Source organism: Methylosinus sp. LW3, assembly GCF_000527115.1.
GTDB lineage: Bacteria > Pseudomonadota > Alphaproteobacteria > Rhizobiales > Beijerinckiaceae > Methylosinus.
Genome location: NZ_AZUO01000001.1, coordinates 24,818 through 46,096, shown reverse-complemented (window position 1 = coordinate 46,096; position 21,279 = coordinate 24,818). Strand labels below are relative to the sequence as shown.

The 21,279-nt window shown below is 64.6% G+C and carries 19 protein-coding genes; 14 read left to right on the top strand and 5 right to left on the bottom strand.

Translation table 11 applies throughout. The features are described 5' to 3' along the window. Positions 1–60: 60 nt before the first annotated feature. Positions 61–1,932: an alkaline phosphatase family protein gene (locus METLW3_RS0100225; protein WP_024878024.1), complete on the bottom strand. Its 1,872-nt coding sequence runs from the start codon at positions 1,930–1,932 to the stop codon at positions 61–63. Between the two features lie 389 nt (positions 1,933–2,321). Here METLW3_RS0100225 and METLW3_RS0100220 point away from each other — a divergent pair, with 389 nt between their 5' ends. After that, positions 2,322–3,134, top strand: coding sequence for a uridine kinase (locus METLW3_RS0100220; RefSeq protein ID WP_024878023.1), 813 nt, complete (start codon positions 2,322–2,324; stop codon positions 3,132–3,134). A gap of 8 nt (positions 3,135–3,142) precedes the next feature. After that, positions 3,143–3,976, top strand: coding sequence for a molybdenum storage protein subunit alpha (locus METLW3_RS0100215; RefSeq protein WP_024878022.1), 834 nt, complete (start codon positions 3,143–3,145; stop codon positions 3,974–3,976). A gap of 74 nt (positions 3,977–4,050) precedes the next feature. Here the strand turns inward: METLW3_RS0100215 and METLW3_RS0100210 are convergent, their stop codons facing one another. Continuing rightward, positions 4,051–5,496, bottom strand: coding sequence for an MDR family MFS transporter (locus tag METLW3_RS0100210; RefSeq protein WP_024878021.1), 1,446 nt, complete (start codon positions 5,494–5,496; stop codon positions 4,051–4,053). Then, positions 5,493–6,623, bottom strand: coding sequence for a cobalt-precorrin-5B (C(1))-methyltransferase (locus METLW3_RS0100205; protein WP_024878020.1), 1,131 nt, complete (start codon positions 6,621–6,623; stop codon positions 5,493–5,495). The genes METLW3_RS0100210 and METLW3_RS0100205 overlap by 4 nt, the downstream gene beginning before the upstream one ends. Positions 6,624–6,718: 95 nt before the next feature. On the opposite strand from METLW3_RS0100205, the gene METLW3_RS0100200 reads away from it, so the two are divergent. From METLW3_RS0100200 to phaZ, 3 genes are all read left to right on the top strand, one after another. After that, positions 6,719–7,270, top strand: coding sequence for a YbhB/YbcL family Raf kinase inhibitor-like protein (locus METLW3_RS0100200; RefSeq protein WP_024878019.1), 552 nt, complete (start codon positions 6,719–6,721; stop codon positions 7,268–7,270). Positions 7,271–7,273: 3 nt separating this feature from the next. Further along, positions 7,274–8,251: an adenosylcobinamide-phosphate synthase CbiB gene (cbiB, locus tag METLW3_RS0100195; RefSeq protein ID WP_024878018.1), complete on the top strand. Its 978-nt coding sequence runs from the start codon at positions 7,274–7,276 to the stop codon at positions 8,249–8,251. A 167-nt stretch (positions 8,252–8,418) separates the two neighbouring features. Beyond that, on the top strand, positions 8,419–9,681 hold the full coding sequence (gene phaZ, locus METLW3_RS0100190) for a polyhydroxyalkanoate depolymerase (protein ID WP_024878017.1): 1,263 nt from the start codon (positions 8,419–8,421) through the stop codon (positions 9,679–9,681). A gap of 53 nt (positions 9,682–9,734) precedes the next feature. On the opposite strand, the gene METLW3_RS0100185 is transcribed toward phaZ, so the two are convergent. Next, the gene (locus tag METLW3_RS0100185) at positions 9,735–10,412 is read right to left on the bottom strand and encodes a DUF938 domain-containing protein (protein WP_026599705.1); all 678 of its coding nucleotides are present in this window, start codon (positions 10,410–10,412) and stop codon (positions 9,735–9,737) included. A 43-nt stretch (positions 10,413–10,455) separates the two neighbouring features. Further along, a complete protein-coding gene (locus tag METLW3_RS0100180; RefSeq protein ID WP_024878015.1) occupies positions 10,456–11,499 on the bottom strand; it encodes an alpha/beta fold hydrolase in 1,044 nt (347 codons plus the stop codon). A gap of 213 nt (positions 11,500–11,712) precedes the next feature. Between METLW3_RS0100180 and METLW3_RS0100175 the strand changes: the two genes are divergently transcribed. From METLW3_RS0100175 to sucD, 9 genes are all read left to right on the top strand, one after another. Then, positions 11,713–12,021, top strand: coding sequence for a YdhR family protein (locus METLW3_RS0100175; RefSeq protein WP_018267453.1), 309 nt, complete (start codon positions 11,713–11,715; stop codon positions 12,019–12,021). Positions 12,022–12,255: 234 nt separating this feature from the next. Next, the gene (msrB, locus tag METLW3_RS0100170; protein ID WP_026599704.1) at positions 12,256–12,660 is read left to right on the top strand and encodes a peptide-methionine (R)-S-oxide reductase MsrB; all 405 of its coding nucleotides are present in this window, start codon (positions 12,256–12,258) and stop codon (positions 12,658–12,660) included. A 661-nt stretch (positions 12,661–13,321) separates the two neighbouring features. Further along, on the top strand, positions 13,322–15,046 hold the full coding sequence (locus METLW3_RS0100165; RefSeq protein WP_024878013.1) for a formate--tetrahydrofolate ligase: 1,725 nt from the start codon (positions 13,322–13,324) through the stop codon (positions 15,044–15,046). 148 nt (positions 15,047–15,194) lie between these two features. After that, positions 15,195–16,388 carry an aminotransferase class V-fold PLP-dependent enzyme gene (locus tag METLW3_RS0100160; RefSeq protein ID WP_024878012.1) on the top strand — a complete coding sequence of 398 codons (1,194 nt, stop codon included), beginning with the start codon at positions 15,195–15,197 and terminating at the stop codon, positions 16,386–16,388. A 118-nt stretch (positions 16,389–16,506) separates the two neighbouring features. Further along, complete coding sequence (locus METLW3_RS0100150; protein ID WP_024878011.1) at positions 16,507–17,448, top strand: D-2-hydroxyacid dehydrogenase; 942 nt, start codon at positions 16,507–16,509, stop codon at positions 17,446–17,448. Between the two features lie 191 nt (positions 17,449–17,639). Next, positions 17,640–18,500, top strand: a complete 861-nt coding sequence (locus tag METLW3_RS0100140; protein ID WP_024878010.1) for an NADP-dependent methylenetetrahydromethanopterin/methylenetetrahydrofolate dehydrogenase — start codon at positions 17,640–17,642, stop codon at positions 18,498–18,500. Positions 18,501–18,520: 20 nt separating this feature from the next. Continuing rightward, positions 18,521–19,150, top strand: coding sequence for a methenyltetrahydrofolate cyclohydrolase (gene fchA / locus METLW3_RS0100135; protein WP_024878009.1), 630 nt, complete (start codon positions 18,521–18,523; stop codon positions 19,148–19,150). 44 nt (positions 19,151–19,194) lie between these two features. Then, positions 19,195–20,364: a malate--CoA ligase subunit beta gene (locus METLW3_RS0100130; RefSeq protein ID WP_024878008.1), complete on the top strand. Its 1,170-nt coding sequence runs from the start codon at positions 19,195–19,197 to the stop codon at positions 20,362–20,364. Positions 20,365–20,386: 22 nt separating this feature from the next. Further along, complete coding sequence (gene sucD, locus METLW3_RS0100125) at positions 20,387–21,274, top strand: succinate--CoA ligase subunit alpha (protein WP_018267462.1); 888 nt, start codon at positions 20,387–20,389, stop codon at positions 21,272–21,274. Positions 21,275–21,279: the final 5 nt, after the last annotated feature.

Below are 21,279 nucleotides of genomic sequence, written 5' to 3'. Positions count from 1 at the left end.
GGCGCGGCCTTTTTCGTTTCATGAGGCCGCGTCGCTGCGGACGCGGCCTCCACTCATGCTTCAGCGGTCACGGCGGTGATCGTGATGGCCGTGATGGTCGTGATCATGATCGTCGTCGTGATCGTGATCTCGATCGGCGAAGACGAAGAGATCGACGAGATCGCCGATGGCCGGCCGATTGGCGGGAATATAGGGATTCTCGCGCGAGGGAATCGGGTTCGGCAGATTGTCGCGGCTGAGATGCGAGACTGTCGGCAGCTTCCAGTTCCGCTCGATGAATTTCAGCAGCGAGATATGGTCGTAATAAGTATGGTCGACATAGCCCTTCTTGGCGTAGGGCGAGACCACGATGAGCGGAATGCGCGTGCCGTCGCCGAAGAAGTCCACCGGCTGAATATAGCCCGAGTCGTAATAGCCGCCGCCTTCGTCCGTGGTGATGAAGATCGCCGTGGAGTCCCAGGCGGAGGAGCCCTGCACGCGCGCGATCAGCGTCTTCAGGAATTGCTCATAGAGATGGCTGGTCGAATCGGCAGGATGCGCGGCGAAGGCCTCGAAGGGACGCACGAAGGAGACGGCCGGCAGCGCGCCATCGGTCAGATCGGTCAGGAAAGCGCCATAGTTCTGCAGCTTGGCGTATTCGCTCGTCGTCATCACCTGCAGATAGCCGGTGAGCGGATCGCAAATGCCGCAATAGGCGTGGAAGGGCGCCCCGCCCGCCACGGGGAAATTCACGCCATCGACGGAATTGGCGAAGACGGTGGGATCGTCGCCGCGATCGGCGCTGTAATATTTCCACGACACGCCATGCGCGGTCAGCACATCGACGATGGTCGAGGCCTTCTGCGGCGGCAGGGTGAAGTTCGTCGCGCCGAGCGCGCGCGTCACCGAGGGCTTCTCGTTCCAATACATGTTGTAATTGTTGACGAGGTAGTAATGCCCCGGCGCGCATTTGCGCTCATAGGTCCCGTTTCTGCGCAACTGCTGATCGACAGCGGCGACGCCCGGCTGCGAGAGATCATGGCAGTTCACATAGGAGCCGCCGCTATAGCCGTCCTGCGTGTAGTAATTATTCGTGCCGCTGACCGGATCGGGATTCTCGATCTGATTGACGGGCGGCGTCGCGGGCGAGCCGTCGAGACGCGCGGGATCGGTATAGAAGGCCGCATGGCCGGTGACGATCGCCTGGAAATTGGCGCCCGTGCCGCCCATCACCGCCTGATGAAAATTGTCGCTGATCGCATAAGAATCGGCGAGCGATTTGAAATAGGGCGCGTCGCCGGTCTGCGCGACGCCATGCGCGTCCGTATAGGCGTTCATGTTGAAGAAGCCCATGGAGATCGCGCCCTCCTTGGGATCGAAGCCGGCGGGGGGCTTGCCGTTGGAGCCGGTGCCGATCGTCTTCTCCACCCAGACGAATTTGTCGAGCTTGCCGCCGTCCCACTGCTGCCACATCTGGAAGAAGCGATGCACGGGGTCGCCGGTGTAAGCGGCGTAGGAGACATATTTGCTGATCTGATAAGGCCCGTTGGGCAGATCGGTCGGGAAGCGCGTATCCGGCACGCCCTGGGGAACGCCGGCCGCATAAGTGGTGTAGGGCTGCGGCAGCGTGGCGTAGGCGCCGGTCGAAGGCGTCACGACCTCATAATGATGGAGATCGGAGCCGATGTTCTGCGCCGCCTCGGAGAAATGCGGGCCGGGCGTTCCATCGGCCTTGATGATGCCCTTGCTCAGCAGATTGTCGACGCTCTGACCGGCGGCGGGACGATAGCCGCCGAAGAGATTGTCGAATGTGCGATTCTCGCCGACGACGATGATGACATGCTTGATCGGCGTCCGTGTGGACGGATCGGCCTTGGCGGAGATCGTGATCGACGTCGCGGTGAGCGCCGTCGTCGCGAGACAGGCGCTCTTCAAAAGCAGACGTATGTTCATGTGGCCCTCGCATTTTCAGAGGAAAAGCACTTTTCCAATCTCGAGGCCGGCGCTCGCCGTGAGCGTCGCGGCAGGCCAAGCTAGCGACGCCCGATCTCAGCGCGATGGCTGCGCAATGAAGCTCTCGTGACTGCGGTGGCGCTATCGGGCGCGAGCGCCGAGGCGACGTGCGACTTTGCCGCATGCTTGACGCGCCCCGCTCCGCAACTAGCTGACTGTCTAGAAATGCGCGTTTTTCGTTGTTTTTTCCGACAAAGTAGAAGAAGCCGGAAATTTGCGGCTTTCCCGCCAATCGCGCATCGTTTTCGCATATTGCGAGACTCTTCAACGCGTTCTACCTACACGCATGTAGTCGACGACAGCAGCAACAATGACGAAAGGCGTCACTGATGGCACATACGACAGCGGAGCTCGAGGCGATCCTCATGCAGCGCTCGCTCACCGACGTGGAACTTCTCGCGGCGGCGGACAAGGCCGAGGATTTTCGCATCCTGCCGGACGCGTCGGTGATCAAGATCGGGGGGCAGAGCATCATCGATCGCGGCCGCTCGGCGGTCTATCCGCTCGTCGATGAGATCGTCACCGCGCGCAAGACGCATCAGATGCTGATCGGCACGGGCGCCGGCACGCGCGCGCGTCATCTCTATTCCATAGCGGCGGGCGTCGGCCTGCCGGCGGGCGTGCTCTCGCAGCTCGGCGCCTCGGTCGCCGATCAGAACGCCGCGATGCTCGGACAGCTGCTTGCCAAGCACGGCATTTCCGCGGTGGAAGGCGCCGGCCTCTCGGCTGTGCCGCTCTATCTGCAGGAGGTCAACGCCGTCGTGTTCAGCGGCATGCCGCCTTATAATCTTTGGATGCGTCCGGCGGCCGAGGGCGTCATTCCGCCCTATCGCACCGACGCGGGCTGCTTCCTCATCGCGGAGCAATTCGGCTGCAAGGCCATGATCTTCGTCAAGGACGAGCAGGGCCTGTTCACCGCCAATCCCAAGACCGACAAGAATGCGAAATTCATCCCCAAGATCACGGTCGACGAGATGAAGGAGCAGGGCCTGCAGGATTCGATCCTCGAATTTCCGCTGCTCGATCTGCTGAAGTCCGCGCGTCACATCCGCGAGGTGCAGATCGTCAACGGCCTCGTGCCCGGCAATATGACCCGCGCTCTTTCCGGCGAGCATGTCGGCACCATCATCACCGCGAGCTGAGACAGACCATGACCCACACTTACAACATCAAGCATGTCGCCTCTCCGCTCGCGCGGCAGACCCTTCTCGACTCCGAGCTGACGCGCCCCGTCGCCGGCAAGCGGCCGATCCGCGTGCTGCCCTGGCTGCAGGTGGTGAAGATCGGCGGCCGCGCCATCATGGATCGCGGCGCCGAGGCGATCTTGCCGCTGGTGGAGGAGATCCGAAAGCTCATGCCCGAGCATCGGCTGCTCTTCCTCACCGGCGCCGGCGTGCGCGCGCGTCACCTCTATGGCGTCGGGCTCGATCTCGGCCTGCCGGTCGGCTCGCTGGCCCCGCTCGCCGCGAGCGAGGCCGGCCAGAACGGCCACATACTCGCGTCGCTGCTCGCGCCGGAAGGCGTCTCCTATATCGAGCATCCGACCATCGCCAATCAGCTGGCGATTCATCTGAGCGCGACCCGCGCCGTGGTGGGCAGTGGCTTCCCGCCCTATCACCATCATGAGTTCCCGGGCTCGCGCATCCCGCCGCATCGGGCCGATACGGGCGCCTTCCTGCTCGCCGACGCCTATGGCGCCGCCGGCCTCACGATAGTGGAGGATGTGGACGGTCTCTACACGAGCGATCCCAACGGTCCGGACGGCGAGAAGGCGCAGCTCATCCGCGAGACGAGCTTCTCCGAGCTCGCCGATCACAAGGGCACGCTGCCCTTCGACCGCGCCTTGCTCGAGGTGATGGCGACCGCGCGCCATATCGATCATGTGCAGATCGTGAACGGCCTCGTCCCCGGCCGGCTCACCGCCGCTCTGCGCGGCGAGCATGTCGGCACGATCATCCACACGGCCGCGCGCCGGAACAGCTGACGAAAGCAACACCGACATCTCGCGCCGTCGATTTTCGATGGCGCGAGATATATGCAAGATGGGTGAGGCAGCCCTCACCCCTCCCCGTGCAAATTCCTCTCCTCCATGCGCGCGAGGAAGAAGAAGCACAGAGCGATGAACATCGCCCCCACCAGAAAAGCCGTGCGGAAGGTCTCGCGCAGCGCTTCCACATCGGCGCGGGTGGCGGCTTCGGCCACGAGAGCGCCATGGCCGGCGCCGATGACGATCGCGCCCATGATCGCCACGATCAGCGCCGCGCCCAGCTGCCGCGAGAATTGCATCACCGCTGTCGCCGTGCCGAGATTATGCCCCGGCGCCGCGCTCTGCACGCAGACCGTCGTCACCGGCAGCATGGCTCCGACGCCGAGGCCGACGATCGCCAGCAGCGCATCCAGCGCGGCGAGCGGCAGATCGGCGAGAAATTGCCGCGCGGCGAGCAGAGCGACGAAAGCGAGAACGAGCGCCGTCAGCGGCGCCGCCTTGTAATGGCGCACACGGCCGAGCAGCCGTCCAGAGATGGTGGCGCCGGTGACTGTCGCCACGGTCAGCGGGATCAGCGCGAGGCCGGATTGGTCGGCTGAGAGGCGCAGCGCGCCCTCGAAATAAATCGGCATATACATGGTCAGCGCGACGAAGGTTCCGAGCCCGAAGCCGCCCGCGAGAATGGCGTTGCGAATAACGTCGTCGGCCAGCACGGCGAGCGGGATCAGAGGCTCCTCCGCCGTCTTGGTGCGCCAGGCGAAGATCGCCCAGCCGGCGAGCGCCGTGGCCAGCATGGCGAGAATGGGCGCCGAGCCCCAGGGATAGCGCACGCCGCCCCAGGAGAGCGCGAGCAGCGAGGCGACCGACGCGATGACGAGCAGCGCGGCGCCGCCGACATCGACGCGATGCGGATGGCGACGCAGCGGCAGCCGCGCCAGCTTGAAATAGGTCATGAAAAAAGCCGCGAGGCCGAGCGGCAGATTGATCCAGAAGATCAGAGACCAATGCAGATATTCGGCGAAGACGCCGCCGAGGATCGGCCCGCCGACGCTGGCGCCGGCGAAGACGACCGAGAAATAGGTGAGCGCGCGGCCGCGCTCGCGCACGCTGACGAGATCGGCGATGATTGTCTGCGCCAGCGCGATGAGCGCGCCGCCGCCCGCGCCCTGCACCGCGCGCGCGATGGCGAGCCAAGTGAGGTTCGGCGACACGGCGCAGGCGACCGAGCCGAGCACGAAGGTGCTGATGCCGATCAGCAGCATCACGCGCACGCCATGAATATCGGCGAGCTTGCCATAGAGCGGCGTCAGCGCGGTCGCAGCCACGAGATAGGCGGTGACGATCCAGGGCAGATGCGCGAAATCGCCGAGGTCCTGGCCGATCGTCGGCAGAGCGGTGGCGACAATGGTCTGGTCCAGCGCCGAGAGCAGCATGGCGAGGCCGAGCCCGATCATGATCTGCAGCATCTCGCCTCTACTCAGATCGGCGTGCGAGAAGCCGGCGGCGGGCTTGTTCACTTTTGGGGGTCCTCTCCGCGAATCGCTGGGCGAAAGCCTGAGCGTGCGAGTATGGCGCCGTCGCGGCCGACGACGATGATCTCGAGCGCGGTCGCCGGATTGGCGAGCGCCGCTGCGGCCGTGTCCCATGCGCGATGCGCGATCGGCGCGGCGAGGTCCAGCCCGGCTCCACGGGCGGTCGCCTGCGCCTCCAGCGCGCTATTGGCTTTTTCGATCGCCGCGCAGAGCGCCTCGCCGGCGCCGGCCGCGCGGGCGGTCGCCGCGAGATCGGGTAGATCGACCGAGGAGCGGCTGGAGTGAAGGTCGAGCCGGCCCTGCGCCAGCTTGGTCAGCTTGGCGAAGCCGCCGGCGAGGGTCACGCGCGGAACCGTATGCCTGCGCAAATATTTCAGCAGGCCGCCGGCGAAGTCGCCCATTTCGATCAGCGCCTCCTCCGGCAGGCCGTAGAGCTTGCGCACGGCGTCTTCCGAAGTGGAGCCGGTGGTCGCCGCGATATGGTCGAGGCCGCAGGCGAGGGCGACGTCGACGCCGCGGTGGATGCTGTCGATCCAGGCGGAGCAGGAATAGGGCACGACGATTCCCGTCGTGCCGAGAATGGAGAGCCCGCCGATAATGCCGAGCCGTCCGTTGAGGGTCGAGCGGGCGAGCTCCTCGCCATTCTCGACGGAAATCTCGATTTGCGCGTCCGGCGCAGCGCCGAGCTCGGCGGCGGCTTCCGCTATCGCCTGCCGCATCATGGCGCGGGGAACGGGGTTTATGGCCGGCTCGCCCGGCGGCAGCGGTAGGCCGGGGCGCGTCACCACGCCGACGCCGGGGCCGGCGGCAAAGCTCACCCCCGCGCCGGCCGGCGCGCGCCGCACCTTCGCGCGGATCAGCGCGCCATGGGTGACGTCGGGATCGTCGCCCGCATCCTTCACCACGCCGGCCTCGGCATAGTCCCCGCCGCGGGTGAATTGCGCGAGCGCGAAGGCGACGCGTCTTCCGCCCGGCAGGCCGATCTCCACCGGATCGGGCGGCTCGCGCCCGGAGACGAGCGCGACGAAGGCCGCCCGCGCCGCCGCAGTGGCGCAGGCGCCGGTGGTCCAGCCGCGGCGCAGCGGGGGCTTTGTCGAGTCCGCGTCTGTCATGGGCGACACATAAACCGCATTCTCTCCGCGCGACACTGCGCGCGAGTTGGACTAGAAGAATGTCCTCGTCCAGAGCAGCGAGACAGGGGGCCGAAATGACGCGCAATCTCCTCGATTTCCATATTCTCCTCGCGCCGGCGGAGGCCGGAGGCGGCGGCTTTTCGCTGTCCAGCCCGGATATCGCCGAGGGCGCGACCATCGATCGCAAATTCGTTTTCAACGATTTCGGCGGGACGGGCGACAATGTCTCGCCACAGCTGAATTGGAGCGAGCCGCCGGCGGGAACCAAGAGCTTCGCGCTCTTCTGTCATGATCCCGACGCGCCGACCGGCGGCGCCGGCTTCTGGCACTGGCTCGTCGTCGATATTCCCGCCTCCACGCGCGCGCTGGCGCAAGGCGCCGGAGCGGTGGGCGACGCTGGTCTCCCGGCGGGCGCGAAGCCGATCCGCAACGACTATGGCTTTTCCCATTGGGGCGGTCCTTGCCCGCCGGTCGGCGATCCGCCGCATCGCTATGTCTTCACCATCTATGCGCTGAGCATCGAGACGGTGGAGGCGCCGGAGGGCGCGACGGCCTCGCTCGTCGGCTTCATCGTCAATCAGAATGTCCTCGCCAAGGCGAGCCTCACCGGCCTCTACGGCCGCTGAGCTTTGCTCGCTGCTCTCGCGGATAATTTGGCGCTCGCCGCGCTCGGTCTTTCGATCGAGGCGGCGATCGGCTATCCGCAATGGCTCTTCGCCGCCATCGGCCATCCGGTCACTTGGATCGGCGCGCTGATCGCCGCGCTCGATCGCCGGCTCAATCGGGGTGGCGCGCCGCCGCTGCTGCGTCGTCTCGCCGGCGTCGGCGCGATCCTCATCGTCGTCGCCATCGCTTGCGGGATCGGCCTTCTGCTGCAGGCGGCCTGCCTCGCTTTGCCTTTCGGGATTGTCCCGCTCGCCGTGCTGACCTCGAGCCTCTATGCGCAGCGCAGCCTCTATTCGCATGTGAAGGATGTTGCGGAGGAGCTCGACGTCTCGCTCGAGCGCGGCCGCGCCAGCGTCGCAAAAATCGTCGGACGCGACGTCTCGCGGCTGAATGAGGCGGGCGTGAGCAGGGCGGCGATCGAAAGCCTCGCCGAGAATTTCTCGGATGGGGTCATCGGCCCGGCCCTCGCCACCGTCTTGTTCGGACTGCCCGGGGCACTCATATACAAAGGCGTGAATACGGCCGACAGCATGATAGGCCACAGGACGATGCGACACGAAGCGTTCGGTTGGGCGAGCGCCCGATTGGACGATCTCCTCAATCTTCCCGCCGCGCGCCTCTCGGCGGCTCTCATCGCGATAGGCGCCGCGCTGACGGGGACCTCCTTCCGGGCCGCGATTTCGACCTGCCTGCGCGATGCGGGCGCGCATGCCTCGCCCAACGCCGGCTGGCCGGAGGCGGCGATGGCCGGCGCCCTGGATTTGCGGCTCGGCGGCCCGCGCGCCTATGGCGCCCATGAGGTCGCGGGCGTCTGGCTCGGCTCGGGCCGCGCAGAGGCGACGCCGGCGGATATTCGCCGCGCCTTGCGGATTTTCAGCTGCGCCGCGGCGACGGCGATCTGCGCTTTCGCAGGCGCCGCTCTGGTGTTGCTCAGTAATTGAGCAGATTAGCTGGTGCTCGAGCGGGCGAAGTGAAAAATTTTTGGCGCCTAGCGCAAAACATCACCAGATTTCATTTCAGGAGACATTGACTATGCTATAATTTCTTTTTTGTGCGTCGCAGCACAGCTCGAATGAGCGGCGGCCGCGCATGAAGGGAGCGTGGAGAGATGGACCGGATATCGTACCAGTTCTATGAGATGATGCATCTGGCTTTCGCCCCGGCGCGGGCGATGTCGGACGCGACTCTCACGACCTTCAAGAGCCCGTTCAATCCCTTCGCGCATACGTCGGTAGGGCGCAGCGTCGCGGCGGCGGCGGAATTGTTCGAGCGCATGACGCGCCGCTATGGCAAGCCGGTCTTCGATCTTCCCGAGACGCTCGTCGATGGCGTGGCGACGCCCATCGTCGAGGAGGTGGTGTGGGAGCGGCCTTTCTGTCGGCTGCTGCATTTCCAGCGAATCTTCCAGGGCGAGGCGCCGCGCCAATCCAAGCTGCTGATCGTCGCGCCAATGTCCGGCCATTACGCCACGCTGCTGCGCGGCACGGTCGAGGCCTTTTTGCCGAGCCATGACGTCTACATCACCGATTGGTGCGACGCGCGTTCCGTGCCGACCGAGAAAGGCGTCTTCAGTCTCGACGATTATGTCGATTATCTCGTCGATGCGCTGCGCCTCTTGTCGAAGCGCGACGATGGCGTTCCGCTGCATACGCTCGGCGTCTGCCAGGCGTCCGTGCCGCTCATCTGCGCCATTGCGGCGCTGGATGGCGAGGGCGGCGTCGATGCGCCGGAATCCATGGTGCTGATGGGCGGACCGATCGATCCGCGCCGCAGCCCGACGGCGGTCAATCGCCTCGCCGTGGAGCGCGGCGTCGACTGGTTCCATCGCAATTGCATCCACAGCGTGCCCTTTCCCCATGCCGGGTTCGGGCGCAAGGTCTATCCGGGCTTTCTGCAGCTCTCGGGCTTCATGGCGATGAATCTCGAGCGCCATGTCGCCGCGCATTTCGATATGTTCAACCATCTCGTCGAGGGCGACGGCGATTCCGCCGAGAAGCATCGCGACTTCTACGACGAATATCTCGCGGTCATGGATCTCGCCGCCGAGTTCTATCTCGAGACGGTCGAGAAAGTGTTCATCCGCCATGAGATTCCGCAGGGCCTGCTGCGCCACCGCGGCGAGATCATCGATCTTTCCGCCATACAGCGCACCGCGCTGCTGACGGTGGAAGGCGAGAAGGACGATATCTCCGGCGTCGGCCAGACCTACGCCGCGCAAGAGCTGTGCGCCAATATTCCGGAAGTCCGCAAGCAGCATTATCTGCAAGAGGGCGTCGGCCATTACGGCGTCTTCAACGGCTCGCGCTTCCGCCGCGACATCGTACCGCGCATCCGCGATTTCTTCACGCGGGTGGAGACTTATTCCAGCTGAGCGGCGCGCGCTTCTCCCCGCGCGCTTCGCGGCGGGGAGAAGCCTCGAAATCGTCAGGCGCGGCCGAAGATCAGGATGAAATTATTGGCCGGAAGATCGACGATCTTCTTCAGCGCGATTCCATGCGGCGTGGCCGCCTTCTCGAGGTCCCGCACATCCTTCAGCCCCCATTCGGAGACCTGGGCGGCGAGGATTTCCTTATCGAAGGCTTCATTGGAGGCGGTCGTATATCCGCCCTCCACCTTGAACGGGCCATAGATGGCGACGAATCCGTCCTTGGCCAGCAGCTTCGCCGCGAGCTGCGCGATGCCGTCGGCGATGGCGACGGGCGCGACCTGGAACAGATTGACGACGAAGATCACGTCATAGAGGCGATCTTTCGCATCGGGCCAGGTCTCGGAGTTGGTGAGATCGATCTTCAGTGGATCGGCGACATTGGCGGCGCCGGCTTCCGCGCGCTTGGCTTTGATCGTCTCGAAGACATCGGCGTCGTAATCAGAAGGCTGCAGGAACAGCTCCTTGAAGTGCGGCGCGAAATAATTGATGTGATTGCCGGCGCCGCTGGCCAGCTCGAGCACATTGCCGCTCTTTGGAAAAATTTCCTTGAACACGTCGAGGATCGGATCGCGATTGCGATTGCCCGCCCAAGCGACATAGGGGCTGAGCGGATAGGGATCGATCGGCGGACGGTCGGCGGGAATGACGACGGCCTCGGCGGTGACGTTCGACATTGCTTGCTCCTCCTTTACGCTTGCACAGGGAATTCGCGCGCCGTCAGGCGGCGAGCAGCTCGGCGAGATGGCGATCGATCGCCGAATTATAGGCGGCGTCCGCTCCAAAGAGAGCGAGATGGCCCCAAGTCGACGAAACGCGGCGCAATCGGCTCTTGGGGATGAGCTTCTGCTCGGCCTCTATGTCGGCGAGCGGGAAGAATCCGTCCTCGTCGATGGCGATGACGGAGGTCTCTGCGCGAATTCGGCCGAGCGCCGTCGCGAGATCGCCATCGGCGTTTCGCGAGACATCGGCGTCGCGCCACTTGCGCAGCAGCAGAAGAAGATTGTTGGGGTCCTGCGGCAGGAAGTGATTCTCGACGAAGCCGGTGACGAAATCATCCGTCGTCGTGAAGCCCAGCTCCGCAAAGCCGCGCGTGTTGTAGAGCGCCGGAGAGAAGCCGGAGGCAGCAAAGACGCGCGAATGTCGGCGCAAGCCGCGATGGACGCGAGAGGCGCGCTCGTACCAGCCCTCCTCGAAGGCGGGATCGGAGGTGATCGCGTCGATGAATGTCTGCACCAGCAGGCGATTATGCGGCGTGCCGCGCGCGAGGCCGGCGATGGGCGCGGCGCGGCGCACCGCCTCGGGAAAACGCACGGCCCATTCATAGGTCTGCTGCGCGCCCATGGAGCCGCCGAGCACGAGAGCGAGGCGCTCGATTCCGAATGTCTCCGTCACCAGACGATGCTGCGCGCGCACGTCGTCGGCGATCTCGACCTTGGGAAAGCGCGCGGCGCCGAAGGGTGCGCGCGTGTTGCTCGGCGAGCTGGAGAGGCCGGCGCCGATCTGATTGACCAGGATGATGAAATATTTTTCTGGATCGAGCGCGCGGCCGGGGCCGACATAGGCGAGCTCGAGAATTTTCGACGAGCCGGAATACCAGCTCGGAAACAGCACGGCGTTGTCGCGCGCCGGCGAGAGCTTTCCGAAAGTGGCGTAGGCGATCTCGAGGTCGCGTATCTTCTCTCCGCTCACGAGATCGAAATCGCCGAGCGCCTGCGTCTCGAAAGGGCCGTGGGTCTTCTGCGAGTAGTAAGCCTCGGTCACGAATGCCTCCGCGTCGGTTCGCGCAGATGCTGCTAAATCATATCGAAAATATCAAGAGATAAAAATTGGGCAGGCGAATTGTCGCATATAAAACAAAACTGTCATATTGCCATGCTGCCGCTACGACGAAAATTAGCGTTGTTAGACTAGTGGGATTATGATTTTAATTGCCGCCGAATGCGCGTGAGGCGCGAGAGATTCGCGGAGGCCGGCATGGGTGAGAAGATATTTCTCTACGCTGAAATTCAGGTGTCGATTCCTTTCGAGCAAATCCCCTGGAAAGAGATCGATGTCGCGATGAAGAAAAATCCCGGCATAAAGAGCAAGACTTGGCTCAGCGGGATCAACACCAACACAATCGGCGGCTTCTACGAATTCGACTCGCTCGAGAACGCCAAGGCCTACGCCACCGGCTATCTCGCCGAGGCGGCGCAGCAGCTCGGCGGCTCGCTGACGGTGCGGCTCTACAATGGCGATGTCGTCGCCGAGGCCAGCAAGGCGATCTACTCGCCCTTCTACTAAAGACGCGTCGCTCGCGAGGTCGAAGGCCGCGAGCTTCGCGGCCTCCGCGCCCGAGCATGCTTCTCTCGCGCCACGCGCGAAACATCATGCTCATAGGAGGCGGCCCGCGGGGCGCCGCGCTTTTCCGCATGGAATCTCCCCACTGGCGCGGAAACGATCTTCTCCGTGACGCCCGGTCCCGATAAGCTTCGTCATGTCGCCGGCGGCGAACCGAACGCTCTCGAGGAGGACGCCATGACCAGCGGAGATCAATTCCCCGTCACCCGTACCGAGGAGGAGTGGCGCGCGCGCCTCACTCCCGATCAATATGTCATAATGCGCCGCCATGGCACCGAGCCGCCGGGCAGCTGCGCGCTCGACCAGGAGAAGCGCCCTGGCGTGTTCTCCTGCGCCGGCTGCGATCAGCCGCTCTTCGCTACGCGCCAGAAATTCTCGAGCGGCACGGGCTGGCCCAGCTTCTTCGATCCGCTCGACGGCGCCATCGCCACCTCCGTCGATCACACCCATGGCATGACCCGCACCGAGGTGCATTGCAGCCGCTGCGGCTCGCATCTCGGCCATGTGTTTCCCGACGGCCCGCCGCCCACCGGTCTTCGCTATTGCATCAATGGCCTCGCCCTGACTTTTTTTCCCGAGTGACGGGCGGGTAGGCGCTACCCCATTCGTCGAGCGACCCTCCCCTCCCCCGCTCGAAGGGGTACGGGTGGGCCGCGACGACGCTCTGGCGCGAGCTTATACGCTCCTTTCGATCGGGAGCGCGGGCGCACGGGACTATATTTCCCACTCTGGATATTGATTTTCAAACCTATACGGGACGAGCCGGCCGCGGCGCGCGCGCCATGCCAGTCGATCACGAACGCTCTGATCGGATAGGTAAAGGGTGGGCGGACGGCCCCGGCTGTTCGAATGTGCGAAGAGAGCGGGACGCGACTCCGAACGAAGAGGAGAGCGTCGCAATCGCTCGATTTCCGCGGAAACTGTGGGCTATATCGCCTGATATTTTCGCTTGACGAGGAATTTCGATCTCTCCATAGCCACGGGGCCGCGGATATCGATCGGCGTCTTGCGGGCAGGAGACGATGTCGCAGGGCCGAATGTCCGCCAGCCGTGGTTCTTGATGAAACTATCGGAAGGTTCTAGTTTCGCGGAACAATGACGGCGAAGACCGGGTTTCTCGGTCTTGGCCCGACGGTCGTTGGCGGCGCGCGCAGGGATTTCCACTGCGCGGGGCATGGCCACTCGGCCCGGATAAATCTTCGAGGGCGGGCGAAACGCTTTCTGCGAGGGGAGAGAAATTGTAATGTCCGATACGTCCATCCCGGCCAGCGGGAAAGGCAACCAGCATCTTTCTCCCAAATCCGATATCGAGATCTCTCAAGCGGCGTCCATGCGTCCGATCGTCGACGTCGCCCGCGAGAAGCTCGGCATCCCCGCCGAACATGTGTTGCCTTACGGACATTACAAGGCGAAAATCTCCCTCGACTATCTCAGCTCCCTGCAGGACCGCCCGGACGGCAAGCTGATCCTCGTCACCGCCATCACGCCGACGCCCGCCGGCGAAGGCAAGACGACCACCACGGTCGGCCTGGGCGATGCGCTCAATCACATCGGCAAGAAGGCCATCATGTGCCTTCGCGAGCCGAGCCTCGGCCCCTGCTTCGGCGTGAAGGGCGGCGCCGCCGGTGGCGGTTATGCACAAGTCGTGCCGATGGAGGACATCAACCTCCATTTCACCGGCGACTTCCACGCCATCGGCGCGGCCAATAATCTGCTCTCCGCGCTCATCGACAATCACGTCTATTGGGGCAATTCGCTCGGCATCGATCCGCGCCGCATCTCCTGGCGCCGCGCTGTGGACATGAACGACCGCTCGCTGCGCTCGATCGTCTCCTCGCTCGGCGGCGTCGCCAATGGCTTCCCGCGTGAGGACGGCTTCGACATCACCGTCGCCTCCGAGGTGATGGCGATCTTCTGCCTCGCCACCAGCCTCGAGGATCTTCAGCGCCGGCTCGGCGACATCATCGTCGCGCAGACGCGCGACAAGAAGAACATCCGCGCCTCCGAGCTGAAGGCGCAGGGCTCCATGGCCGCGCTGCTGAAGGACGCCATCGCCCCCAATCTGGTGCAGACGCTCGAGAATAATCCGGCCTTCATCCATGGCGGGCCTTTCGCCAATATCGCGCATGGCTGCAATTCGGTCATCGCCACCAAGGCGGCGTTGAAGCTCGCCGATTATGTGGTGACGGAAGCCGGCTTCGGCGCCGATCTCGGCGCGGAGAAGTTCTTCGACATCAAATGCCGCAAGGCCGGAATCAAGCCGGACGTCACTGTCATCGTCGCGACAATTCGCGCGCTGAAGATGCATGGCGGCGTCGCCAAGGATGATCTGAAGGTCGAGAATGTCGCGGCGCTGGAGAAGGGCTTCGCCAATCTGAAGCGCCATATCGCCAATGTGCAGAAGTTCGGCGTGCCGGTGATCGTCTCCGTCAACCGCTTCAGCACCGACACGCAGGCGGAGATCGAGCTGCTGCAGAAGCTTTCCCAGGCCGAGGGCGTCGATTGCGTGCTCGCCGATCATTGGGGCTCGGGCGGTCCGGGCGCGGCGGAACTCGCCCATAAGGTCGTCTCGACGATCGAGGCCAAGCCCACGCAGTTCAAGCCGCTCTACGCCGATGATCTGCCGCTGGTGGAGAAGGTGCGCACCATCGCGCGCGAGCTCTATGGCGCCTCGGACATCGCGCTCGATCCGTCGGTGAAGACGCGCTTCGCGGAGCTGGAGAAAGAGGGCTTCGGCCATCTGCCGGTCTGCATCGCCAAGACGCAATACAGCTTCTCGACCGACGCCAACGCCAAGGGGGCGCCCTCGGGTCATGTGATCCCGGTGCGCGAGCTCCGGCTGTCGGCGGGCGCGGAATTCGTCGTCGTCGTCTGCGGCGACATCATGACCATGCCGGGCCTGCCCAAGGTTCCCGCCGCCAACAATATCGAGGTCGGCGCGGACGGGCGGATCGCCGGCCTGTTCTAGAGCGCTCTTCGCTCGAACGATCTCGTTCGAGCGATCAGAGCCCGCTCTGAGCGCGGCCGCCGCGGGAAGAAGCAACGGGCGCCGGGCCTCGTTCCCCGCGTCCGACGAAAACAAACTCGAACCGATGAGCTCGAAGGGAGCCCAAGACATGTCGAATTCCAGAATTCCGGGCCGCAATTTTCTGTTCGTTCCCGGCCCGACCAATATTCCGGACCGTATCCTGCGCGCGATGAATGTCGTTTCCGAGGACCATCGTTCGCCGAAGTTCCCCGAGTTGACGCTGCCGCTGTTCACCCAGCTCAAGAAGGTCTTCAAGACCGAGAGCGCTCAGGCCTTCATCTTCCCGGCTTCGGGCACCGGCGGCTGGGAAGCGGCGATCACCAACACTCTGTCGCCCGGCGACAAGGTCATCGCGCAGCGCTTCGGCCAGTTCACCCATCTGTGGATCGACCTTGCCAAGCGCATCGGTCTCGATGTGATCGAGCAGGACGAGGAGTGGGGCGTCGGCAACAATCCCGACCGCATCGAAGAGACGCTGAAGGCCGACAAGAATCACGAGATCAAGGCCGTCTTCGCCACCCATAACGAGACAGCCACGGGCGTGACCTCGGACATCGGCGCCGTGCGCAAGGCGATCGACAACGCCAAGCATCCCGCCATGCTCTTCGTCGATGGCGTGTCCTCCGTCGGCTCGCTGGACTTCAAGCAGGACGAGTGGGGCGTCGACGTCGCCGTCTCCGGCTCGCAGAAAGGCTTCATGCTGCCGGCCGGCCTCGCCATCATGAGCGTCAGCCAGAAGGCGCTGAAGGCCGGCGAGACCGCCAAGCTGCATCGCGCCTATTTCGACTTCCAGGATCATGTGAAGGCGAACGCCACCGGCTACTTCCCCTACACGCCGGCGCTGCCGCTGCTCTACGGCCTGCGCGAGTCGCTCAATGTTCTGTTCGAGGAAGGCCTCGATCAGGTCTATGCGCGTCATCACCATCTCGCCGAGGGCGTGCGCGCCGCGGTCGCGGCCTGGGGCCTCAAGCCCTGCGCCAAGGAAGCCAAGTGGAACTCCGACACTGTGACCGCGATCGTGGTGCCGGAAGGCTTCGACGCAGCCAAGGTCATCGAGATCGCCTATAAGCGCTACAATCTCGCGCTCGGTGCCGGCCTCAACAAGGTCGCCGGCAAGGTGTTCCGCATCGGCCATCTCGGCGATCTCAACGAGCTGATGCTGCTCGGCGCCATCGCGGGCGCGGAAATGGCGATGCTCGACGTCGGCATTCCGGTCACGGCCGGCAGCGGCGTCGCGGCAGCCCAGGCCGTCTATCGCGCCAATCCGATCCTCCAGGCCTGATGATTCGCGGCCTCGCCCCATTGCGGGCGAGGCTGCTTCTTCAATACGAGACGCGACGTTTCGACGTCGCAAAATGTCGAGCCGAAATGGCCGAGCGACTTCGGGGGAAGCAGCAAACATGTCGCACAAAATCGTCTTTCTCGATCGCGAGACGCTCGACGCCAATTTGCGCAAGCCGAATTTCCCGCACGACTATACGGAATATGCGCAGACCTCTCCGGCCGATGTGGTCGAGCGCCTCAAGGGCGCGACCATCGCCATCACCAATAAGGTTCCGCTGCGCGAGGAAGCGCTGAAGCAGCTTCCCGATCTCAAGCTGATCGCCGTCGCCGCCACCGGCACCGACGTGATCGACAAGGCCTATACGACGGCCAATGGAATCACCGTCTCCAACATCCGCAATTACGCCTTCAACACGCTTCCCGAGCATGTGATCGCGCTGATCTTCGCGCTGCGCCGCAATCTCGTGAACTATGTGGATTCGGTGCGCCGCGGCCGTTGGCAGGAGTCGAACCAGTTCTGCTATTTCGACTATCCGATCTATGACATCGCCGGCTCGACGCTCGGGATCATCGGCTATGGCGCGCTCGGCAAGTCGATCGCGACGCGCGCCGAGGCGCTGGGCATGAAGCTGCTCATCAATGACGTCGTTCCCGGCCCCGGCATCGTCGACATTCCGACCATTCTGCGCGAGGCCGATGTCGTCACGCTCAATCTGCCCCTGACGCCGCAGACCAAGAATCTCATCGGCGCGAAAGAGCTCGCCTCGATGAAGAAGACGTCGATCATCATCAACACCGCGCGCGGCGGCATCGTCGATGAGCAGGCGCTCGCCGATGCGCTGCGCAATGGCGTCATCGCCGGCGCGGGCTTCGACGTGCTGACCGTCGAGCCGCCCAAGCAGGGCAATATTCTGCTCGATCCGACGATTCCCAATCTCATCGTCACGCCGCATGTCGCCTGGGCCTCCAAGGAGGCGATGCAGGTGCTGGCCGATCAGCTGATCGACAATGTCGACGCCTTCGTCGCCGGCGCGCCGCGCAATCTGGTGACGGCGTAAGCGCAGTTGCAGTCTCGCGCCCGACCAGGCGTCATGGCCGGGCTCGTCCCGGCCATCCACGCCGAACGGCGGTGGAGCGGTCGAGACGAAACAGGAATGACTCGGCGCATGTCGGGCGCCTTGCGTGGCCTCGTGGCGTGGATGGCCGGGACGAGCCCGGCCATGACGGACAGCCTTTCACAGGAACTGCTATGACTCAAAAGCTGCTCTTCCTTCTCGACACCGATGCGGTCCCGAGCGTGTTCGACACGGTCGTCGCCTATGACGGCGGCGCGGATCATGTCATCGGCTACGCCAATGTGACGCCTGCGAATGTCGGCGCGCTGGTCGATGGCGCGATCTACACGCGCGGTCCGAAGGAGAAGCAGTTCACCGCGCTCTTCGTGGGCGGCGGCGATATGGTCGCCGGCGAGACCTTGTTCAAAGCGGTGCGCAAGCGCTTCTTCTCGAATTTCCGCGTCTCCGTGATGCTCGACTCCAACGGCTCCAACACGACGGCCGCCGCGGGCGTGGCGCTGCTCGCCAAGGCCAAGCCGCTCGCCGGCAAGAAGGCCATCGTGCTCGCCGGCACCGGCCCGGTCGGCCTGCGCGCCGCGGCCTTCCTGCATTCGGAGGGCGCCGAGGTCGCCATCACCTCGCGCCAGAAGTCGCGCGCCGACGCTGCGGCGGCCGCGCTGCAGGAGCGTTTCGGTTTCACGCCCACCGCGATCGAGGCGGTGGATAACGCCGCCCGCGCCGCGGCGGTGAAGGGAACCAATATCGTCTTCGCGGCGGGCGCCATCGGCGTGCAGCTGCTGGAAGAGCAGGATTGGCAGAATGATCCGACGATCGAGCTGCTCGCGGACGTCAATGCGCAGCCGCCGCTCGGAATCGGCGGCGTCGAGGCGATCGACAAGGCGAAGGAGCGTCACGGCAAGATCGTCATTGGCGCGCTCGGCGTCGGCGGCTTGAAGCTGAAGCTGCATCGCGCCTGCATCGCGCAATTGTTCGAGAGCGCCGACAAGGTGCTCGACGCCGAGGAAATCTACGTGCAGGCCAAGGCGAACGCCTGACTTTCGAGGGATCGACGAGAATGACCAAGGACGAAACGATCGGCAAATTTCTCGACGATCTCGCCAGCGAGCGTCCGACGCCGGGCGGCGGCGGCGCCGCTGCGGTGATGGGCGCCATCGGCGCGGCGCTGGTGTCGATGGTCGCCAATCTCACCATCGGCAAGAAGAATTACGAATCCGTCGAGGAAGATCTCAAAGCCGCGCGGGCCGAGGCGGAGCGCGTTCGCGCCGAGCTGACCGCCGCGATCGACGAAGATGTCGTCGCCTTCAATTCTGTGATGGGGGCCTATGGCCTGCCGCGCGCCACCGATGAGGACAAGGCCGCGCGCTCGGCCGCCATTCAGGCCGCGCTGAAGGACGCCACGCTCGCGCCGCTGCGCGCCGTGAAGGCCTGCTTCGAGGTGATCGTCCTCTCCGAGGCCGCCGCCGACAAAGGCAATCTCAACGTTATCAGCGACGCCGGCGTCGCCGTTCTCGCGGCCAATGCCGGATTGCGGAGCGCCGCGCTCAACGTCTACATCAATGCAAAAGCGATCAAGGATCGCGAGTTCGCAGAGAAACAGATCGGCGAGGTCGAGGCTCTGCTGGCCGCCGCCGCCGAGAAGACCGAAGCCGTCTACAAGGTCGTGAGAGACAAGATCGGCTCGTAATTTCACTCTCGAGCCGGCGATAAAACTGCAAGGGGAGAGGAAACATGGACGTCCATGAGTATCAAGCCAAGGAATTATTGGCGAGCTGCGGCGTCGCCGTGCCCCCCGGCACCGTCGCTTTCAGCCCCGATCAGGCCGTTTACGCGGCGACCGAGCTCGGCGGCTCGCATTGGGTGGTGAAGGCGCAGATTCACGCCGGCGCGCGCGGCAAGGCGGGCGGCATCAAGCTGTGCCGCACCTATCACGAGGTTCAGCAGGCCGCGCGCGAATTGCTCGGCAAGCGTCTCGTCACCAAGCAGACCGGGCCGGAAGGCAAGCCGGTGCAGCGCGTCTACGTCGAGCTCGCCGACCCTTACGAGCGCGAGCTCTATCTCGGCTTCGTCCTCGACCGTAAGCTCGAGCGCGTGCGCGTCATCGCCTCCAAGCATGGCGGCATGGAGATCGAGGAGATCGCCAAGACCGATCCGGACGCTATTCTTCAGGTCATCGTCGAGCCGGCCGTCGGCCTGCTGCCGTTCCAGGCGCGCGAGTTGGCATTTCAGCTCGGCCTGAATCTCAAGCAGGTGTCGCGCGCGGTTCAGTCGATCCTCGGCGCCTATCGCGCCTTCCGCGACAATGATGCGACCATGCTGGAGATCAATCCGCTGGTCGTCACCAAGGACGACAAGGTGCTCGCGCTCGACGCGAAAATGTCCTTCGACGACAACGCCCTGTTCCGTCGCCGCAACATCGTCGACATGAATGATCCCTCGCAGTCCGACCCGCGCGAAGCGCAGGCGCTGGAGCATGCGCTAAACTACATCGGGCTCGACGGCGAGATCGGCTGCATCGTCAATGGCGCGGGCCTCGCGATGGCGACGATGGACATGATCAAGCACGCGGGCGGCAATCCGGCGAACTTCCTCGATGTCGGCGGCGGCGCCTCGGCCGAGCGCGTCGCGACGGCGTTTCGTCTCGTGCTCTCCGACGCCAATGTGAAGGTGGTGCTCGTCAACATCTTCGCCGGCATCAATCGCTGCGACTGGGTCGCGCAGGGCGTCATCGACGCGGTGAAGGCGACCAACATCACGGCGCCGCTCGTCGTGCGTCTCGCCGGCACCAATGTCGAGGCCGGCCGCAAGCTGCTCGACGAGAGCGGCATCAATGTCATCACCGCCGATTCGCTGGCCGACGCCGCCCAAAAGGCCGTCGCCGCTTGGCGCTCCGTGAAGTGAGCGGCGAGGCCGGGAGGAAACAATGAGCATTCTCATCGACGAAAAAACGCCCATCCTCGTCCAGGGCATCACCGGCGACAAGGGCAGCTTCCACGCCAAGGAGATGATCGACTACGGCACCAATGTCGTCGCCGGCGTCACTCCGGGCAAGGGCGGCAAGACCGTGCATGGCGTGCCGATCTTCGACACGGTGCGCGAGGCGGTGAAGCAGACCGGCGCGACCACCAGCATCACCTTCGTGGCGCCGCCCTATGCGGCCGACGCGATCATGGAGGCGGCCGACGCGGGCATTCGCCTCATCTGCTCCATCACCGACGGCATTCCGGCGCAGGACATGATGCGCGTGAAGCGCTACTTCCTGCGCTATCCGCGCGAGAAGCGTCCGACGATGGTCGGGCCGAACTGCGCCGGCATCATCAGCCCCGGCAAGGCCATGCTCGGCATCATGCCCGGCCATATCTACAAGCAGGGAAATGTCGGCCTCATCTCGCGCTCCGGCACGCTCGGCTATGAGGCGGCCTCGCAGCTGAAGGAGCTCGGGCTCGGCATCTCGACCTCGGTCGGCATCGGCGGCGATCCCATCAACGGCTCGTCCTTCCTGGATCATCTCGTGCTGTTCGATCAGGATCCGGAGACGGAAGCCGTGCTCATCATCGGCGAGATCGGCGGTCCGCAGGAGGCCGAGGCAGCGGCCTGGATCAAGGAGAATTTCTCCAAGCCGGTGGTCGGCTTCGTCGCCGGCCTCACGGCGCCCAAGGGTCGCCGCATGGGCCATGCGGGCGCCATCATCTCGGCGACCGGCGACAGCGCCGCGGAGAAGACCGAGATCATGAAGTCCTACGGCCTCGCCGTGGCGCCGAGCCCGGCCGAGTTCGGCTCGGCCGTCGCCGCCGTGCTGAAGCGCGCGTGACACGA

Bases quoted from the DNA above. Each gene is read 5' to 3' on its own strand.
- METLW3_RS0100225 (WP_024878024.1), bottom strand. From the start codon at position 1,932: ATGAACATACGTCTGCTTTTGAAGAGCGCCTGTCTCGCGACGACGGCG.
- METLW3_RS0100220 (WP_024878023.1), top strand. From the start codon at position 2,322: ATGGCACATACGACAGCGGAGCTCGAGGCGATCCTCATGCAGCGCTCG.
- METLW3_RS0100215 (WP_024878022.1), top strand. From the start codon at position 3,143: ATGACCCACACTTACAACATCAAGCATGTCGCCTCTCCGCTCGCGCGG.
- METLW3_RS0100205 (WP_024878020.1), bottom strand. From the start codon at position 6,623: ATGACAGACGCGGACTCGACAAAGCCCCCGCTGCGCCGCGGCTGGACC.
- METLW3_RS0100200 (WP_024878019.1), top strand. From the start codon at position 6,719: ATGACGCGCAATCTCCTCGATTTCCATATTCTCCTCGCGCCGGCGGAG.
- phaZ (WP_024878017.1), top strand. From the start codon at position 8,419: ATGGACCGGATATCGTACCAGTTCTATGAGATGATGCATCTGGCTTTC.
- METLW3_RS0100185 (WP_026599705.1), bottom strand. From the start codon at position 10,412: ATGTCGAACGTCACCGCCGAGGCCGTCGTCATTCCCGCCGACCGTCCG.
- METLW3_RS0100175 (WP_018267453.1), top strand. From the start codon at position 11,713: ATGGGTGAGAAGATATTTCTCTACGCTGAAATTCAGGTGTCGATTCCT.
- msrB (WP_026599704.1), top strand. From the start codon at position 12,256: ATGACCAGCGGAGATCAATTCCCCGTCACCCGTACCGAGGAGGAGTGG.
- METLW3_RS0100165 (WP_024878013.1), top strand. From the start codon at position 13,322: ATGTCCGATACGTCCATCCCGGCCAGCGGGAAAGGCAACCAGCATCTT.
- METLW3_RS0100160 (WP_024878012.1), top strand. From the start codon at position 15,195: ATGTCGAATTCCAGAATTCCGGGCCGCAATTTTCTGTTCGTTCCCGGC.
- METLW3_RS0100150 (WP_024878011.1), top strand. From the start codon at position 16,507: ATGTCGCACAAAATCGTCTTTCTCGATCGCGAGACGCTCGACGCCAAT.
- METLW3_RS0100140 (WP_024878010.1), top strand. From the start codon at position 17,640: ATGACTCAAAAGCTGCTCTTCCTTCTCGACACCGATGCGGTCCCGAGC.
- fchA (WP_024878009.1), top strand. From the start codon at position 18,521: ATGACCAAGGACGAAACGATCGGCAAATTTCTCGACGATCTCGCCAGC.
- METLW3_RS0100130 (WP_024878008.1), top strand. From the start codon at position 19,195: ATGGACGTCCATGAGTATCAAGCCAAGGAATTATTGGCGAGCTGCGGC.
- sucD (WP_018267462.1), top strand. From the start codon at position 20,387: ATGAGCATTCTCATCGACGAAAAAACGCCCATCCTCGTCCAGGGCATC.